General features: G+C 58.7%; 13 protein-coding genes. 6 read left to right on the top strand and 7 right to left on the bottom strand.

The window, feature by feature from the left end; genetic code table 11:
* The first annotated feature begins 97 nt into the window (after positions 1 to 97).
* The 6 genes from ACFSAG_RS09555 to ACFSAG_RS09530 are packed head-to-tail and all read left to right on the top strand — an operon-like array spanning position 98 to position 8,028.
* A complete protein-coding gene (locus ACFSAG_RS09555; protein ID WP_381514011.1) occupies positions 98 to 2,461 on the top strand; it encodes a TonB-dependent receptor in 2,364 nt (787 codons plus the stop codon).
* A 24-nt stretch (positions 2,462 to 2,485) separates the two neighbouring features.
* A complete protein-coding gene (locus tag ACFSAG_RS09550) occupies positions 2,486 to 3,454 on the top strand; it encodes an MBL fold metallo-hydrolase (RefSeq protein ID WP_381514008.1) in 969 nt (322 codons plus the stop codon).
* Positions 3,455 to 3,493: 39 nt separating this feature from the next.
* Positions 3,494 to 4,735 carry a thiolase family protein gene (locus ACFSAG_RS09545; RefSeq protein ID WP_381514005.1) on the top strand — a complete coding sequence of 414 codons (1,242 nt, stop codon included), beginning with the start codon at positions 3,494 to 3,496 and terminating at the stop codon, positions 4,733 to 4,735.
* Between the two features lie 11 nt (positions 4,736 to 4,746).
* A complete protein-coding gene (locus tag ACFSAG_RS09540) occupies positions 4,747 to 5,628 on the top strand; it encodes an SMP-30/gluconolactonase/LRE family protein (protein ID WP_381514002.1) in 882 nt (293 codons plus the stop codon).
* Between the two features lie 14 nt (positions 5,629 to 5,642).
* Positions 5,643 to 6,488, top strand: a complete 846-nt coding sequence (locus tag ACFSAG_RS09535; RefSeq protein ID WP_381513999.1) for an SDR family NAD(P)-dependent oxidoreductase — start codon at positions 5,643 to 5,645, stop codon at positions 6,486 to 6,488.
* A gap of 4 nt (positions 6,489 to 6,492) precedes the next feature.
* Entirely contained in the window at positions 6,493 to 8,028 is a 1,536-nt protein-coding gene (locus ACFSAG_RS09530; protein ID WP_381513996.1) for a class I adenylate-forming enzyme family protein, read from the top strand.
* A gap of 483 nt (positions 8,029 to 8,511) precedes the next feature.
* On the opposite strand, the gene ACFSAG_RS09525 is transcribed toward ACFSAG_RS09530, so the two are convergent.
* The 7 genes from ACFSAG_RS09525 to ACFSAG_RS09495 are packed head-to-tail and all read right to left on the bottom strand — an operon-like array spanning position 8,512 to position 17,557.
* Complete coding sequence (locus ACFSAG_RS09525) at positions 8,512 to 9,048, bottom strand: molybdenum cofactor synthesis domain-containing protein (protein WP_381513993.1); 537 nt, start codon at positions 9,046 to 9,048, stop codon at positions 8,512 to 8,514.
* Between the two features lie 2 nt (positions 9,049 to 9,050).
* Entirely contained in the window at positions 9,051 to 10,064 is a 1,014-nt protein-coding gene (gene moaA, locus ACFSAG_RS09520) for a GTP 3',8-cyclase MoaA (RefSeq protein ID WP_381513990.1), read from the bottom strand.
* The gene (locus ACFSAG_RS09515; RefSeq protein WP_381513987.1) at positions 10,061 to 10,873 is read right to left on the bottom strand and encodes a peptidylprolyl isomerase; all 813 of its coding nucleotides are present in this window, start codon (positions 10,871 to 10,873) and stop codon (positions 10,061 to 10,063) included. The genes moaA and ACFSAG_RS09515 overlap by 4 nt, the downstream gene beginning before the upstream one ends.
* Positions 10,866 to 11,570, bottom strand: a complete 705-nt coding sequence (narI, locus tag ACFSAG_RS09510) for a respiratory nitrate reductase subunit gamma (RefSeq protein WP_381513984.1) — start codon at positions 11,568 to 11,570, stop codon at positions 10,866 to 10,868. Before narI ends, ACFSAG_RS09515 begins: the two co-directional genes overlap by 8 nt.
* Before the next feature lies 1 nt (position 11,571).
* Positions 11,572 to 12,285, bottom strand: coding sequence for a nitrate reductase molybdenum cofactor assembly chaperone (narJ, locus tag ACFSAG_RS09505; protein WP_381513981.1), 714 nt, complete (start codon positions 12,283 to 12,285; stop codon positions 11,572 to 11,574).
* Positions 12,285 to 13,823: a nitrate reductase subunit beta gene (gene narH, locus ACFSAG_RS09500; RefSeq protein WP_381513978.1), complete on the bottom strand. Its 1,539-nt coding sequence runs from the start codon at positions 13,821 to 13,823 to the stop codon at positions 12,285 to 12,287. The genes narJ and narH overlap by 1 nt, the downstream gene beginning before the upstream one ends.
* Positions 13,820 to 17,557: a nitrate reductase subunit alpha gene (locus tag ACFSAG_RS09495; protein WP_381513975.1), complete on the bottom strand. Its 3,738-nt coding sequence runs from the start codon at positions 17,555 to 17,557 to the stop codon at positions 13,820 to 13,822. Before ACFSAG_RS09495 ends, narH begins: the two co-directional genes overlap by 4 nt.
* Position 17,558: the final 1 nt, after the last annotated feature.

Genomic DNA, 17,558 nt, shown 5'->3' with positions numbered 1-17,558 from the left:
TCACTCGCTGCTTCAGCGGGATAGGGAGGTTTTGTCTATGGCACAGGGTAATTTCAGGCTTGCACATGCAAGCAGCATCTCGATTGCGGCTGCTTTGATGGCAGCGCCAGCGATGGCGCAGGATGCGCCTGCAGACGATAGCGGCATCGAAGAGATCGTCGTTACCGCGCAGAAGCGCGAACAATCGTTGCAGGATGTTCCAATGTCGATCTCTGCTGTCGGTGCAGATACGTTGCGCGATGCAGGTGCAACCGGAATTGCCGGAGTTGCAGCTCTTGTCCCTTCGCTTTCGCTGGTAGCGAACAATCAGCCGCTGGCGCAAAGCTATCGCATTCGTGGCCTGGGTACCGATCCCAATATCCCGACTTTCGAGCCCAGCGTCGCGCTATTCATCGACGGCGTTTACATGCCGCGCAGCGGGATTGGCGTCGACGATCTGGTTGATCTGGAACGAGTTGAGGTTCTCAAAGGACCGCAATCGACCCTCCACGGTAAGAACGCGACAGCAGGCGTAATCAGCGTCGTTTCCAAGCGCCCTTCGGACAGCTTTGAAGGCAGCATCGAAGGCACACTCTCCTGGATTGAAGGCGGGCGGACACCGTTGGCCTATCGGATTGCCGGATCGCTGTCTGGCCCGATCTCCGACCGCGTTCGTGCACGAGTGACTGGTGTCTATTATGATGCTGGAGCGAGTTTCCGCAATCTGACCAGTGCCGAACAGGCAAATGAAATGAAGCGCTATGCACTGCGTGGGCAAATCGAATTTGACCTGTCGGATTCGATCACCTTCAATCTGACCGGTGCGCGCAGCGAAGTGCTTGACAGTAACGGCACCAATCCAGACTGGACGCGCGGCGTGTCGCCCGAACCCAGCTACTTGCTGGACAATAATCCGATACTCAACGCCCGCTTCGGCGTTACGGCTTGCCCGGATAACAACCCGACAAACCGGATAATCTGCACCACCGATCCCAATCGTTCGAACAGCAGTTCGGATATGGTGTCGGGGACGTTGACCGCCGATCTGGGATTGGCGACTCTGACCTCGATCACAGCCTGGTCGCAATATGAAAGCGAATTGCTCGCCACCGATATTGATCAGGTTGCGCTGCCATTGATCACCTTCCGTGACACACAGGCAGGAGAGAGCTTTTCGCAGGAGCTGCGCCTCGTTTCACCCACGGGCGGGACAGTCGAATGGCTGTTGGGCGGTTACTATCTGGACACAAAGTTCGAGCGCGGCGATCGCGGACAAACGGAGATGTTTGAAATCCAGCCCGCTGCAGCCCTATTCCCGCTCGCACCGGGCATACTTCCGGCGCAAGTGGTATATGGACAGCCCGGCGACAAGGGCTTCCAGGATTCGAGGGCGAGTTCAAAATATTTCGCGCTGTTCGGCCAGGCTACCTATAGTTTAAGCGATTTGTTCTCTCTCACGGCAGGCCTGCGCTGGCAGACCGAAACTAAAAAGGCCTCTATCAACAACCGAGCAACGTTCACGCCGAACCCGAACTTGCCCGTCGGTCATCCGCTCGCCGGGATCAATATCCTGACCGCAAGCCTTGTACCTGCAGCGACCTTCCCGGCCGGTGTTCCGATCAATGGCAAGCTTCCGGATATAAAGGATGACAACTTCACATGGAATGTCACCGCCAACATTACGCCGAATGACGATGCGTTGATCTATGCGAGTTATGCGCGCGGTTCGAAATCGGGTGGATATAATATCGGCTTCGGTAGCGCGGTTCCTGCCCTGCGTGGCTTTGGCGCTGAAACGGTTGATCATTGGGAACTGGGCGGCAAGTTCGATCTGGCAGATCGCCGGGCGCGCCTTGCGCTCAGCCTGTTCCGGTCAGACTATAACGATTATCAGAATGCCGGTTTTGTAGGCCTGCAGTATCTGGTCAACAATGCGGACAAAGTCCGGGTTACAGGTATTGAAGCTGAAGGAACGTTCAGGCTGGCCGATGGCCTCACCATGAATCTGGGCGGTGCCTATATAGATTCAGAGTTCAAATCCTATACCGGCGGTGCCTGCTGGTTTGGACGTACGCCCGATTCTAATCCGACTCCGACCGGTGTGTTCACCAGTTGCGATCTTTCTGGCTCGCAATTGCCGCTGGCACCCAAGTGGCGGATGACCGGCGCACTGCAATATGAGCATCAGCTATCGGTGGGTGAGCTTTACGCCCGCACCGATCTGAATTGGCAGAGCAAGGCGAACGTCAACAGCGCCAGCCTTGATCCCCGCCATGTTCAAAAGGCATTTGCGCTCGTGAATGCGCGGATGGGCGTGCGCTTTGAAAACGGGCTGGATCTTTCATTCTGGGCAAGCAACCTGTTTAACAAAACCATTGTGCAGCAATCGGGTGTTCTGAGCTTCTTTGGAACAACTTCTGGCTATCAGAACTATTTGGGTGCGCCACGCCAGGTCGGTGTCACCGCCCGGTTCGGGTTCTGATCGATGCGCGGCGGAGCAAGACGATTGGCCAGTGTAGCGGTTCTGGCTGCGAAAGGCATTCTGTTCGCCGCCGCGATCCTCGCGGGATCAAGCAGAGCCGCGACGACTGACGCGCAGCCTGAAATCATCACACTTGGCACCATGGCCGGACCGATGCCGAACCCCTCGCGCGGCCAACCCGCCACGCTTCTCCGCTGGGAAGGTGGCATGATATTGGTCGATGCTGGGGACGGCGCGGTCGAACAGATGGCGCGCGCCGGAATCGATCCTCTGCCACTGAAAAGTGTCGTGATTTCCCACATCCATGCCGATCATGTCGGTGGGCTGTTCGCGCTACTTTCGCGGCGCTATCAGCTGATGGATCCGCCGATCACAGTCTATGGACCACCGGGTACCAAGGCGCTGATCGCGGGGCTTGTCGCTGCAATGGAACCTCTAAAGCTAACCAGCCCCGCGTTGCCAGGTGTACCGGTCAGAATTCCGGCAGACGGGGTGAAAGTTGTCGAATTTGGTGACGGTGCAGAACTGACTGTCGAAGGCGTCACAGTTCGCGCGGTTGCCAATACGCACTATCTTTCGGGTGACCAGGCGCCCGATCCGGCATTGGCACAATCTTTATCGCTGCGGTTCGAATTGCCGGGACGCAGCATAGTCCTGACTGGGGACACCGGACCCAGCGGACTGGTTAGCGAATTGGCACGCGGTGCGGATGTGCTGGTCTCATCGATCCTCGATCTGGACGGTGCCGTCGCTACAATCCGTGCCAGTCGGCCCAATGCGCCGCCTGCATTTTTCGAAACAGCTCGAGCACATTTTGCCCAGCATCATTTGAGCCCCGAAGCCGCAGGACGCCTGGCGCAATCTGCTGGCGTGAAGAAGGTCGTCTTTACGCATATCGGCATCACCCCCAACCGGATGAAGGCGGCAAAGGCGGAACTACAGAAAACATGGAAAGGGCCGGTTGTGTTTGCGCATGATCTTGGCCGCTATTGAGAGAGTCCGAGCGATGGCCCATTTGAGGAAAAGCAAAAGATGACCACCATCCATGTCGCAGGCGTCGCGATGACGAAGTTCGGCCCCAACCCGGGCGCCACGGTCAAATCGCTCACTGCAGAGGCCGTCGCGGCCTGTCTGGCCGATGTCGGCGCCACGCCTGATGACGTGCAGGCCGCCTATTTCTCCAACACGCTGCAGGGCCTGCTTGAAAGCCAGTTGTCGATCCCCGGCCAAATCGCGCTGCGCCACGCCGGCGTTGAAGGCGTGCCGATCGTCAATGTCGAAAACGCCTGTGCGTCGGGATCGACCGCGCTGTGGCTGGCCTGCCAGCATCTGCGTTCCGGTGCGACCGAAATCGTGCTTGCCGTGGGCGTGGAAAAGATGGTCTTCGACGGCGAGGCGCAGCGCGCCACCGTCATGCGCGCCTTTGAAGGCGGCATGGACGTCAGTGCCGGGGACGAAGCGCTTAATGATCTTCTGCGGCTGGGCGCCGGCGTCGATGGCCCCTCCGGCGACGGCCACCGCACCCGCTTCATGGATATCTATGCCGCGCTGTGCCGCGCCCACATGGCGCGCTTCGGCACCACGCAACGCCAGCTGGCGATCGTGGCGGCCAAGAACCATGATCATTCGGTCCACAATGAAAAATGCCATTTCCGCAAGGCGATGACGGTTGATGAGGTGCTGGCCTCACGGCCATTGGGCTTTCCGCTCACCGTGGCGATGTGCTCGCCACTGTCTGACGGCGCGGCGGCGGTGCTGCTGTGCACCGATGCCGGGCTGAAAAAGTTGCAGGGACAGACGCCGTCCATCCTGATCAAGGCCTGCGAGTTGACCTCGGCCGCCACCCGCGACTTTGCCGATTTCGAAGCGCATGTGGCCCGGCGCGCGGCGCTGACCGCCTATGACCGTGCCGGGCTGGGCCCAGACGATATCGATGTCGCCGAAGTGCATGATGCGGCCGCGTTTGGCGAAATCTTCATGACCGAGCTGCTGGGCTTCTGTGCAATGGGTGACGGCGGCCCGTTGGCCGAGCGCGGCGAGACGCGGATCGGCGGGCGCATCCCGGTCAACCCGTCGGGCGGACTTGAATCCAAGGGTCACCCCATCGGTGCCACCGGCCTCGGCCAGATATATGAGTTAACCCAGCAGCTGCGCGGCACCGCAGGCGCCCGCCAGGTCAGCGGCGCGCGCACCGCGCTGCAGGAAAATAGCGGCGGTCTGCTCGGTATCGAAGAAGGCGCGGCCGTCGTCACCATTCTCCAACGCCAATATTGAGGAACGTCATCATGCAGCATACCCCCGTCTTGTTTGCCGAAAGCTTCCTCTTTCCTGAAGCGCCGCGCTGGCACGCCGGACGCGGGCAATTCATCGTGAGCGATATCGATCGCGGCCAGGTGTTTGCGGTCTCCACCGATGGCCAGCGCCAGCAGGTCTATCAAGGGCCTGATTGGGTTTCAGGCACGGCATTTGAGAACGACAAGACCATGCTGGTCACCAATGCGCGTAGCCGGGGCTTGGTGCGGGTCCAGCTCGATCAGCCCGATGCTGTACCCGAAATGGTGGCCTCGCTCGCCGAAATCGCGCCCTATGGCATCAATGATATGGTGCGCACGGCATCGGGCGTCTGCTTCATCGATACGGTCAGTTTCGATTTCGTCGCCTATGCTCGTGGCGAGATCGCGGCCCAACCCAGCGTGCTGGCCCGCGTCGATGCCGATGGTCGCGTTTCCGTGGCCACGACGGAAGTGAATTTCCCCAACGGCATGGTGATCACGCCCGACGGCAAGCGCCTGCTGGTGGCGGATTCGCTTGATCAATGCGTCCACGCCTTCGCGCTCGCCGCCGATGGTACGATAAGCCAGCGCACCTGCTTTGCCGCGCTGCCGGGCGAGATGCCGGATGGGATGTGCCTTGATGCCAGCGGGGCGGTCTGGGCTGCTTGTCATGGCCGCGTGGTGCGGGTTGCCGAAGGCGGCGCTGTGCTGGAGGAGATCGACATGGGCACAACCTTGGCCACTGCCGTTGCCCTGGGCGGTGCCGATGGCCGCACGCTGCTGATCACCGCCTCGGACAGCTATGACCGCGTGGTGATGGCGGGCAATCCGACCGGGCGACTATTTACTGTGCAGGTCGACGTACCAGGCGCCGGGCTTCCGTCGGTTTATTGAAGGGAACGGGTATCATGACACAGCGATTGGCCGGCAAGACGGCCCTCATCACCGGGGCGACATCGGGCATCGGCGTCGACGTCGTCCGGCGCTTTGTCGCCGAAGGCGCAAAAGTGCTATTCTGCGGCCGCTCCAGCGAAGCTGGCGCCGATGTCGCCGCCGAGATCGGCCCGGGCGCCCGCTTCGTGCGCGCCGACGTGACCGACGAGACCGACGTCATCGCGCTGGTCAAAGCCGCGGAGGACCTCGGCGGCGGGCGGATCGATTTTCTGTTCAACAACGCCGCCCCGGCCTTGCGCGACACCCCGGTCACGGCGCTGCCGGCCGAGGAGATTGCCAGCGCGTCCATGGCAATCTTTGGTAGTGTCGTGCTAGTCACCAAGCACGTGGCCACGGTGATGCAGGCGCAGGGCGGCGGCTCCATTCTCAACAACGGCTCGACGGCGGCACACCGCGCCAACAGTTCGCCTTCGCTGTACAGCGCTTTGAAGGCAGCGGTTTGCCATTTTACCCGCTGCATGGCGCTTGAACTGGCCGATCACGGCATCCGTGTGAACACGGTATCGCCGGGCGCAATCCCCACACCAATCTTCCTGCAATCGCTGGGTATCCAGCCTGCCGATCAGGACCGCGCTCTAACCGCGTTGCAGGGCGTTTTTGCGAAGGCCATGCCCGTCGGCCGCGCCGGCAACGGGGATGATATCGCCGCCGCCGCCGTTTTCTTCGCCAGTGATGAATCATCCTATGTTACCGGGCAGGACCTGGTCGTCGATGGCGGCCTCACCGCCGGGCTGTCGAACGCTGCCAAGCGGGGCCAGGCCGACATGATGCGCACCGTCCTCGCCAACATCGGGAAATAGCACTATGTCAATATTCAGCTTGCTCGAACGCGGTGCCCAGCGCTCTGATGGCCGCCCGTTCGCAGTGTTTGATGGTGTGGAAACCAGCTATGCCGAGGCCGTCAGCCTTGCAAAGCGGATTGCCTCAGCGCTGGGTTCCGCCGGCTTCGGGCTGGGCGACCACGCAGCTGTCCTGAGTCCCAATGATCCGGTCGCCTTTACCGCTGCATTCGGCATCTTCGGCGCCGACATGGCCTATGTGCCTGCCAATCCGCATAACCCGCCTGCCGCGATCGCCAGTGCGCTTAACCTCGTCAATGTCCGCGTGCTGTTTTATCACAGCGCTCTGGCAGCGGTAGTGGACGAGATCCGCGCCTCTCTACCCAAGGTCGCGCTGTTCGTGGCGCTAGATGCGCCATCCGGCGGTGATCCCACGCTGGACCAGTTCATCGTTGGGCATCAGTCATCGCCGCCGCCGGCCCGCGCCACGCTCGCCGACACAGCTTTTGTTGGTCAGACAGGCGGCACCACTGGTGAGCCCAAGGGCGTGCTGCTTAGCCACCGCGCGGTGTTCGCTTTCGTGGAAAAGTTTCTCGCCGAAATGTCCTACCCGGCGCCGGTGCTGCTCGCTGCCACCCCGCTTACGCATGCGGCGGGAATGCTGGCCATGCCGATTGTCGCGCAGGGTGGAACTATCGTCATGATGGCCCGGCCCGATTTGCCGCGCTTTCTCGATTTGATCGCCGAACAGCGGGTGACTACGACCTTCCTGCCGCCCACGGCGATCTATCGCCTACTCGACCTGCCGGGTGCCGACACTCACGATTTTTCTAGCCTGCGCCACTTCATATATGGCGCGGCCCCCATGTCCGTAAGTCGATTGAAGCAGGCCCTCGCCCTGTTTGGTCCTGTAATGGCGCAATGCTACGGCCAGACCGAGTGTCACACATTCGTGACCTTCATGCGACCGGAAGACCATTTTATCGATGGCCGCCTAGCTGATGACGACCGACTGTCAGCCTGTGGGAGGCCGTCAATCGGCACACGGGTGGTGATCAAAGGCGATGATGACAGCATTTTGGCAGACGGCATCCCCGGCGAAATCTGCTTAGAGAGCGATCTCGCCATGAGTGGATATTACCAAAATGACAGCGCCACGGCTGAGGTTCTGCGTGGCGGCCTAATCCACACCGGTGATATCGGCTTTGTCGATGCCGATGGCTTCCTACACATCGTAGATCGCAAAAAAGATCTGATCATCACAGGTGGCTTCAACGTCTATCCAGCCGAAGTCGAACAGGTGGTAAACAGCCACCCCACCGTGGCCGATTGCGGCGTAATCGGCCTACCCGATGCCGATTGGGGCGAAGCAGTGACGGTCGTCGTCGAATGCAAGCAGGGCACTGCCGTTTCGGAACAGGAGCTGCTCGATTATTGCCGTCCCCGGCTGGGCGGCGTGAAAACGCCCAAGCACGTTTTCTTCTGGCCCGAACTGCCCCGCAGCCCGGTTGGCAAAGTGCTGCGCAAGGAAATTCGTGCGCGGATCAGTGTGCCGGTTTAGGATAAATAATTGGCGAAAGTGGCAGAGAGGTAAGGATGCTACACTGGCTGACAAATAGATAATCATCAATGGGTTGCAATCAATTATCCCTTCATTTGCGCCACAAATCGTAACAAAGTGTGGCTACCAAAAGGCGGCGTTCCAACGACGGAGTGGCGATTGTCCACTTTCGGGTGGTTGAAGAATGGTCATCAACGACCAGTATTGGGCGCCAAGCGGACTTAGTCCGGTGCCGTGAACGTACTGCAGCTTATCCCAGCTGTGCTCCGAAACCGGACTGTCAGGATTGTCCAACGAAGCTGCCATTTTCTCCGCAAATGAGTGTCGCACTTTGCGCGACCGCAGTTGCTTCATGCAGTCAGTCGAACGTCTTGAAACGGCCAAATTGTGGCCCTTTAGAGGGATGGCGAGAATTGGCCGTTGTGCGACCTTCGTTTGCGCCTCCTGCCTTCGTGCGAACTTGGAAAGTGATAATCGCCTTCATTATGAACAGACCTCACGCAGCCGTGGTAAAGCGCCTGCAATCGAGCAGGGCTTGTGGCGGCTGTCGAATTCCAGTTCGAGCAGGCCGTCCCAGGCATCGCGACAGGCACCGGTCGATCCCGGGACACAGAAGATGAAGCTGTCGCCCGCCTGTCCGGCAAAGGCGCGTGATTGCATTGCGGCGACACCGACGGTTTGCAGGCTCTTTTGCTGGAACGCGATAGCGAACCCGTCCATTTCGCGGCGCAACAACGGCTTGACGGCTTCTGGCGTATTGTCGCGCGGGGAAAATCCTGTGCCGCCGGTAGTCAGGATGATTTCGATTTCGGGATTGGCAATCCAGCCTTTGAGAACTGCTTGAATTGCATCAATTTCGTCACGGACGATGGCGCGGTCGATCAGTCTGTGCCCGGCTCCAGTTAATCGCTCGAAAAGCAGCGCTCCCGATGTGTCGGTTTCTTCGCTGCGCGTGTCCGAAATGGTCAGCACCGCCATGCCGAGCGGGTAAAAGGGTAAGCTTTCGTCTATTCCTGCCATATTCATCCACCAATAGATGCGAGATGTGGGGTCGCACCGCTGTTGTCTTGATGCAGCAAGTGCGCAGGAGCCTTGGTCGTGACCAGCCGCTGCAATCGTGCGATCAGTTCGCCTTTCTGGCTGTCCTGCTGCAACAGTGGACGCAGGTCGATACCTGCATCGCCAAACAGACACAGGTGCAGTTTCCCAGTCGCCGAAACGCGCAGCCGGTTGCAGCTGGTGCAGAAATCTCTCGAATAGGGCGCGATGATACCGATGCGGCCTGGTCCATCAGGATTGGTATATTCGATCGCTGGCCCTGCGGCAGCTTGCCGCGCCTGTTTTAGCCAACCGATCGTCTCAAGCCGCTCGCTGATAAAGGTTCCGGGAAGATGATGCGCCGCGAAATAGCCTGGATTGTCATTGGTGCGCATCACTTCGATGAAGCGCAGGGTAAGGTCATGCTCACCGACAAAGGCCAGGAAATCATCCACCTCATCGTCGTTCAGTCCCTTGAGCAGTACCGAGTTCAGCTTCACCGACGATATGCCTGCCGCACGACAGGCGGCAATGCCTTCTAAGATCTGGCCTAACCGGTCGTGACCTGTAATAGCGCGGAAACGCTGAGGTTGCAGAGAATCCATACTGACGTTGATCGCGCTGATCCCTGCATCGGCAAAGCTTTGCGCCCGCTCCGCCAGCCGGTAGCCATTGGTGGTAACGGCAACTTTTCGGATGCCTTCTATGCCAGTGACTGTTCGTGCAATCTCCAGAAATTCTCGCCTCAAGGTCGGTTCACCGCCGGTAAGGCGCACCTTCCAGAGTCCGAGCTGGGCGAACGCCTCCACCAGCCTTCGAATTTCATCGATCGACAAGTTGGATGGCGCTCCACGCGCTTTTCGGAAACCGTCTGGTAAACAATAGCTGCAGCGGAAGTTGCACATATCGGTCAGCGACAGGCGGAGATATTCGAAGCGACGACCATGGCGATCCGCCAGTCTTGCCCCGCCAGCATGTTGGGCATCAAATTCGCTCATTGCACAAGCGGGCCGTCGGCTCCCCCGATGTCAACGCCTTCGATCTTTGCCTGCGATGCGAGGATTGCCAGATATTGCGCGACTGCCCGACGCCAGCTTGCTTCCTCCAGATATTGGGCAATCTTGTCGCGTACAAACTCCAGCGGTATTTGCTCGCCAACAATGCGGCGACCAGCGCGAATGACATGGACGCCGAAACGCGTCTTGACCGGTTCCGGGTGCAGTTCACCTTCGCCAAGATCGAACAAGACATCCTCGAACTCCTTGACGGTCTGTCCCGGCCCGATCTGGCCCAGATTTCCGCCCTGTTCTCTTGAAGGGCATGCCGAATGCTTGAGTGCCAATTCGGCGAAACGTCCGGGATCCGTCATCAATGCCCGTATCGCCATGCGTGCATCACCGGTTGCCAGCCCATAGGCCAGATCATCGTCGGGCGAGGCCGAAAAAAGGATATGTTCGGCCTCAACCAATGTTGGCGAGGTGAAGCGATCGGCATGGCGTTCGTAAAAGCGCTGGATAGTTGTCTCATCGGCGTTCGGACAGCGAACCTCCTGTTCGAGCAACGCCTCGATCCGGGCATCCTCGTCAGCCAGCTTGCGGCCCTCTGCGTCGACCAACCCAACGCTCATAATTTCGAGCCTGTTGGCCTCGTCGATCAACAGCTGGCGGAAAACCAAAGCGCGTGCGGCGCTCTCCCAAGCCGTATCAGCACCCGATGCTGGGTGGTTCTGAACTTCGACACCTATGGCCGCCGCACTGATCTCGCAACCGTTCACTGACACCGGTGGGTGTTCGAAAACCTCAGCCATGACGCATCCCCAGTTTGCGCGAGCGCACGACCTGATAACCGGGACGCCAGACATAGCGGATCGGTGCCGACAGCATGTGCACCAACCGCGTGAAGGGGAAAAGCAACAGGATGGTCAGGCCCAGAAACAGGTGCAGTTTGAAGATGATATGTGCGTCCGCGACATAGAAAGCCGCATCACCTTGGAAGGTGAAAATGCCTTGCGCCCAGTTCATGAATTTCACCATTTCATGCCCGTCGAGATGGTCCATCGACACTGGAATGGTGCTGAGGCCCAAGGCCAGTTGCAACCAGAGGAGAACAAGAATCATGATGTCACTGAAACTCGATGTTGCGCGGATGCGCGGATCGGTCAAACGGCGATGGAGCAGCAGGCTGGCACCGGCAAAGGCCAATATTCCAGCCACGCCACCAACAACGATGGCCATCACCTGCTTTGAGCCATGCGGAATGCCAAGGGCATCGAATATGGCGATGGGCGTCAGCAATCCTCCGGCGTGGCCGAAGAAAATGACCAGTACACCAGCGTGGAACAGCACCGATCCCCACATCAATTGCTTGCGCCGCAAGAGCTGGCTTGAGCCGGAGCGCCAGCTATAGGGTTCGCGATCATAACGGATGACCGACCCCAGACCGAGCACCGCCAGCGCGATATAGGGGTAGATGCCAAACAGGAGATGGTTGAGGAAATCGGCCATGTCATAGGCTCCTTGGCGAAGAGGGAGGTGTGGCAGGTTCGAGCATGCGACTCACCATCGCCTGCACTTGCGGGCAAGATGCCGAAGCATCCGGTGCGGTCGGAGCCATAGCCCCAAAAGTGATCTGCTCTTCCTCCCAGGCTGCATCAAGCGCTTCCAGATCATCAGGATCCTCAACCGCAACCATGTCTTCAGGCGCGACGCTCTGCCCGCCCGAAAGGTCGCGCAATATGGCCAACAGTCCTGAATAATCGCTGCCGCGGCTTTCCAGCCTGTCGGCCAATGTCGCGATAATCGTGCCGGGTTCGGCCAACTCTGCCAGTGCTTCGTTACGCGGAAGGGTGGAGCAATATTCTAGGAACAGCGGCAGATAGTCAGGTAGTTCGTTGCTCGCCGGATCGAGCCCAGCAGCAACATAACGGTCGCGCAAATCAACCATCGCCTGACCCCGATCACGGCTTTCGCCATGCACATGCTCGAACAAGTGCAAGCTGTGCGTCCGTCCGCGATCAAAGGTTTCAACATAGTGTTCCTGCAACGAAATCAAGTCTCCGCCGGTCAGCCGGAACAGCAGGGGTTCCAGACGCAGCATCTGCTTTTCACTGATAATTTGTTCGCGTAGCAGCACGCGTCGGATTTCAGAAACCGCAGCGCGCAGATCTTCATCGGGATAATGGAGCAGCGCCGAAAGAGCGCGTAATGTGATAGTGCCCATCAGAATACCTCCCCTGAAATTTGGGGCGTCGGGGTTTGAAGTTTCTTGCGGGCTGGCGCGCCGAACAGGTTGGCTTTGGTTTCGCCACCCGAGCACCCATTACCGAAGGAGAAGCCACAGCTGCCGCGTTCATCATACATGTCTTCGGCATCCTCCCGGTGGCCGGTCGGGATGACAAAGCGGTCCTCATAATTGGCAATCGCCATGACATGATACATGTCTTCAATCTGTGCGCCGGTCAGCCCTACCGCACGGGCGATGCCTTCATCGACCACGCCCTCCACTGTTTTTGAACGCATATAGCCGCGCATGGCCAGCATTCGCTCAAGGCAAAGCGCAACCGGTTCGGTTGCACCAGCGGTTAGCAGATTGGCGAGATATTTGAGCGGGATACGCAACGAGCGAACATCGGGCATGTTGTTATTGACCGAAATCTGGCCCGAATTCGCTGCCGCACTGATCGGTGACAAGGGTGGCACATACCAGACCATCGGTAGCGTGCGATATTCGGGGTGGAGCGGAAAGGCGACCTTCCATTCCATTGCCATTTTCCATACCGGCGAATGGCGTGCGGCCTCCAGCCATGCTTCGGGAACGCCATCCTTGCGCGCCTGTTCGATTACCTTGGGATCATTGGGATCAAGGAAAATGTCGAGCTGGGCCTGATACAGGTCTTCGACATTTTCTGCCGACGCGGCTTCCTCGATGCGATCCGCGTCGTATAGCATCACGCCCAGATAACGAATGCGACCGACACAGGTTTCCGAACAGACGGTGGGCTGCCCGGCCTCGATCCGCGGATAACAGAAGATGCACTTTTCCGATTTGCCGGTTTTCCAGTTGTAGTAGATCTTCTTGTACGGGCAGCCGGAAACGCACATGCGCCAGCCCCGGCATTTGTCCTGATCAATAAGGACGATGCCGTCTTCCTCACGCTTATAGATCGACCCTGACGGGCACGCGGCGACGCAAGTGGGGTTGAGGCAATGCTCGCACAGCCGCGGCAGATACATCATGAAGGTGTTTTCGAACTGGCCGTAAATTTCCTTCTGCACGCCTTCGAAGTTGTAATCTTCCGATCGCTTGGAAAATTCGCCGCCGAGTATTTCTTCCCAGTTCGGTCCCCAGTTGATCTTCTCCATGCGCTCACCGGTGACCAGTGATCGCGGCCGAGCGGTTGGGAACGCCTGACTTTCCTTTGCCTGCTGCAAATGCGCATAGTCGAAGGTGAAGGGCTCGTAATAATCGTCGATTTCGGGCAGGTCGGGATTGGCGAAAATCTTCGACAATAGCCGCCACTTGCCACCCATGCGCGGTTTGAGCCGTCCCCCCTTCACGTCCCAGCCACCGTTCCAGCGCTTTTGATTTTCCCAGTCCTTAGGATAGCCGATGCCGGGTTTGGTCTCGACATTGTTGAACCAAGCATATTCCATACCGTCACGGCTGGTCCAAACATTCTTGCAGGTGACCGAGCAGGTATGGCAGCCGATACATTTATCAAGGTTCAGAACCTTGCCGATTTGTGCGCGGACTTTCATTCTGCTGCCTCCAGATGGGTGGCCGGACCTTCGAGCCAGTCGACCTTTGATAGCTTGCGGACGATGACATATTCGTCGCGGTTGGAACCGACGGTGCCATAATAGTTGAAGCCGTAACTCTGTTGCACATAACCGCCGATCATGTGGGTTGGCTTCAGCACCGCCCGCGTTACCGAATTGTGGATGCCGCCACGCTGCCCGGTGAGTGGCGATCCGGGCACATTCACAATCTTCTCCTGCGCATGATACATGAAGAGCGTGCCTTCCTTCATGCGCTGCGAGACGACGACGCGGGCGACGAGCGCGCCGTTCGAGTTGAAGGTTTCGACCCAGTCATTATCGACCAGCCCGGCTTTTGCGGCATCGACCTCGCTCATCCAGACGATTGGTCCGCCGCGCGAGAGCGTCAGCATCAACAGATTGTCGGTATAGGTCGAATGGATGCCCCATTTCTGGTGCGGGGTAATGAAGTTCAGGATGACGTGTGGCGCATCCTTCGCTTGATCGAGCATCGGCTTCACGGCCTTTGTGTCGATTGGCGGGCGATAGACACAGAAGCCCTCACCAAAGGCCAGCATCCATTTGTGATCCTGATAGAGCTGTTGCCGCCCCGTTAGCGTGCGCCAAGGGATCAGTTCGTGGACATTGGTGTAACCCGCATTGTAGCAGACATGCTCGCTCTCCAGCCCCGACCAGGTGGGCGAGGAAATGATCTTGCGCGGCTGTGCCTGAATGTCGCGGAATCGGATTTTCTCCTCTTCCTTGGGCAAGGCCAGATGTGTGTGATCACGCCCGGTGTTTTTGGACAAGGCCGCCCATGCCTTCACCGCAACCTCGCCATTGGTTTCGGGCGCGAGGCTGAGGATGACTTCGGCAGCGTCGATCGCGCTTTCAATCTTTGCCATGCCCTTCGAGGTACCTTCGTCGACTACTTCGCCGTTCAGGCGACGCAGTAAATCGACTTCATGCTCTGTATTCCAACTGATCCCTTTGCCGCCATTGCCGATCATTTCCATCAGCGGTCCCAGCGCAGTGAAGCGCTTATAGACGTTCGGATAATCGCGGGTGACGACGGCAACATTGGGCATGGTCTTACCCGGGATTGGTGGCGTCTGACCTTTGCCCCAATCCTCAACATCAAAGGGCTGCGCGATTTCGCCTGGCGTGTCGTGCAGGATAGGCGTCAACACGACGTCCTCTTCGACACCCAGCACTTCCGGCGCGACCTCGGAGAATTTCTTGGCAATCGCCTTGTAGATTTCCCAGTCCGATTTCGATTCCCACACCGGATCGACCGCAGCAGACAGCGGGTGGATGAAGGGGTGCATGTCAGAGGTGTTGAGATCGTCTTTCTCGTACCAGCTTGCGGTCGGCAGGACGATATCCGAATAGACACAGGTCGTAGACATGCGGAAATCGAGTGTAACCAGCAGGTCAAGTTTCCCCTGCGGTGCATCATCATGCCAGACGACATCTTGCGGCTTTTGCGCGCCGGTTTCACCCAGATCCTTGCCCTGCACACCATGCTGCGTGCCCAGCAGGTGCTTGAGGAAATATTCATGCCCCTTGCCCGATGATCCCAACAGGTTTGAACGCCAGACGAACATGTTGCGCGGCCAGTTGGCTGGGTCGTCAGGATCGCGGCACGACATTTCAAGCTCGCCCGTTTTGAGCGCCGATGCGACATAGTCCTTGGGTTCCATCCCGGCAGCCTTGGCCGCTTTGGCAATGTCCAGCGGATTGGTCTTGAGCTGCGGTGCACTGGGCAACCAGCCCATGCGTTCGGCGCGGACGTTATAGTCAATCAGCGAACCTGACCAATCGCCCTCGGGCGCCGTCGGCGAGAGGATTTCATCCACATCGAGCGTCTCGTACCGCCACTGGTCGGTATGCGCATAGAAAAAGCTGGTCGAGTTCATATGCCGTGGCGGACGCGCCCAATCGAGCCCGAATGCCAGCGGAGCCCAGCCGGTTTGCGGGCGCAATTTCTCCTGCCCGACATAATGCGACCAACCGCCGCCTGACTGGCCAACACAACCGCACATCACCAGCATGTTGATGATGCCACGATAGTTCATGTCCATATGGTACCAGTGGTTGAGGCCCGCTCCGAGGATGACCATCGACTTGCCTTTGGTCTTTTCGGCATTGGTCGCGAATTCGCGCGCGACGGTGATGATCTGCTCTGCCGGAACGCCAGTTATCCTCTCGGCCCAAGCGGGCGTGTAGGGGATGTTATCGGCATAATCATTGCTGACATGTTCACCGCCCAATCCGCGATCCAGACCGTAATTGGCGCAGAAAAGATCGAATACCGTCGCGACAAATGCCTTGCCATCCTTGGTATCAATCTGCCGCGCGGGAACGCGCCGGTTCAGCACATCGGGATGATCGGTACCTTTGAAATGGTCGTGCTCGCGATTGCCGAAATAGGGAAAGGCTACGTCGAGCACATCGTCGCGATCGCCATCGAGGATGAAAGTGGTCCGCAGCTTGACGTCGCTACCTGCGCCGTTCTTTTCCTCCAGGTTCCATTTCCCCTGTTCGCCCCAGCGAAAGCCTGCCGATCCGAGCGGTGTCACCAGCTTTCCGCTGGCATCGTCGACCGCAACGGTTTTCCATTCAGGATTGTTCTTCTCACCCAGATTGCCCTTGAGGTCGGAAGCACGGAGCAGTCTTTCGGGCACATATGCCCCATCCTTCTCAACCAGCCGGACAAGCATCGGGAAATCGGTGTAGCGGCGGCAATAATCGTCGAAATATTCGACCTGCCGGTCGAGATGATATTCGCGCAGGATGACATGGCCGATCGCCATGGAAAGCGCAGCGTCTGTGCCCTGTTGGGGGTTGAGCCAGAGATCGGCGAATTTGGTTGCCTCGGCATAGTCGGGCGAAACCACCGCAACCTTGGCGCCGCGATAGCGGGCCTCGGTCATGAAATGTGCGTCAGGAGTCCGGGTTTGCGGGACATTTGATCCCCACATCATCAGGAAGCCGGCATTATACCAGTCGGCGCTTTCGGGAACGTCGGTTTGCTCGCCCCATGTCATCGGCGAGGAGGGCGGCAGGTCGCAATACCAATCGTAAAAGGACATGCAGGTGCCGCCGATCAGCGACAGGTAACGCGATCCGGCAGCGTAGCTGACCATCGACATCGCCGGGATGGGCGAGAAGCCGATGATCCGGTCGGGACCATATTTCTTCGCTGTATAGGCATTGGCGGCGGCGATAATTTCGGTCACCTCGTCCCAATGCGCACGGACAAAACCGCCATGGCCGCGGATGGCGGTATAGCTTTTGCGCTTCTTGTCATCCTCAACGATTGAGGTCCATGCCGCCACCGGGCTCATCGTTTGTCGGGCTTCGCGCCACAGGCGGACAAGGCGTGATCGGATCAGCGGATATTTCAGCCGCTGTGCAGAATAAATGTACCAGCTATAGCTCGCCCCGCGCGGGCAGCCGCGTGGTTCGTGATTGGGCAGCTCGGGCCGCGTACGGGGATAATCGGTCTGTTGTGTTTCCCAGGTGATGATCCCGCCCTTGACGTAAATCTTCCACGAACAGCTTCCGGTGCAGTTCACGCCATGGGTCGAGCGGACGATCTTGTCGTGCTGCCACCGCTTGCGATAGCCATCCTCCCAGTCGCGTGCTTCGCTGGTAGTCACACCGTGGCCGTCCGAAAATGTCTCGCATATCCGGTTGAAGAAGGTCAGGCGGTCGAGAAGTTGGCTCATG

Source organism: Sphingorhabdus buctiana (assembly GCF_042680825.1).
Taxonomy (GTDB): Bacteria; Pseudomonadota; Alphaproteobacteria; order Sphingomonadales; family Sphingomonadaceae; genus Sphingorhabdus_B; species Sphingorhabdus_B buctiana.
Note: the sequence above shows the minus strand (reverse complement) of the source record. Positions and strands in the feature narration are given on the sequence as shown.

Coding starts and splice junctions, on each gene's coding strand:
- narJ (WP_381513981.1), bottom strand. CDS start 12,285: ATGGGCACTATCACATTACGCGCTCTTTCGGCGCTGCTCCATTATCCC.
- ACFSAG_RS09515 (WP_381513987.1), bottom strand. CDS start 10,873: ATGGCTGAGGTTTTCGAACACCCACCGGTGTCAGTGAACGGTTGCGAG.
- ACFSAG_RS09530 (WP_381513996.1), top strand. CDS start 6,493: ATGTCAATATTCAGCTTGCTCGAACGCGGTGCCCAGCGCTCTGATGGC.
- ACFSAG_RS09495 (WP_381513975.1), bottom strand. CDS start 17,557: ATGAGCCAACTTCTCGACCGCCTGACCTTCTTCAACCGGATATGCGAG.
- ACFSAG_RS09545 (WP_381514005.1), top strand. CDS start 3,494: ATGACCACCATCCATGTCGCAGGCGTCGCGATGACGAAGTTCGGCCCC.
- narH (WP_381513978.1), bottom strand. CDS start 13,823: ATGAAAGTCCGCGCACAAATCGGCAAGGTTCTGAACCTTGATAAATGT.
- ACFSAG_RS09540 (WP_381514002.1), top strand. CDS start 4,747: ATGCAGCATACCCCCGTCTTGTTTGCCGAAAGCTTCCTCTTTCCTGAA.
- narI (WP_381513984.1), bottom strand. CDS start 11,570: ATGGCCGATTTCCTCAACCATCTCCTGTTTGGCATCTACCCCTATATC.
- ACFSAG_RS09525 (WP_381513993.1), bottom strand. CDS start 9,048: ATGGCAGGAATAGACGAAAGCTTACCCTTTTACCCGCTCGGCATGGCG.
- moaA (WP_381513990.1), bottom strand. CDS start 10,064: ATGAGCGAATTTGATGCCCAACATGCTGGCGGGGCAAGACTGGCGGAT.
- ACFSAG_RS09535 (WP_381513999.1), top strand. CDS start 5,643: ATGACACAGCGATTGGCCGGCAAGACGGCCCTCATCACCGGGGCGACA.
- ACFSAG_RS09555 (WP_381514011.1), top strand. CDS start 98: ATGGCAGCGCCAGCGATGGCGCAGGATGCGCCTGCAGACGATAGCGGC.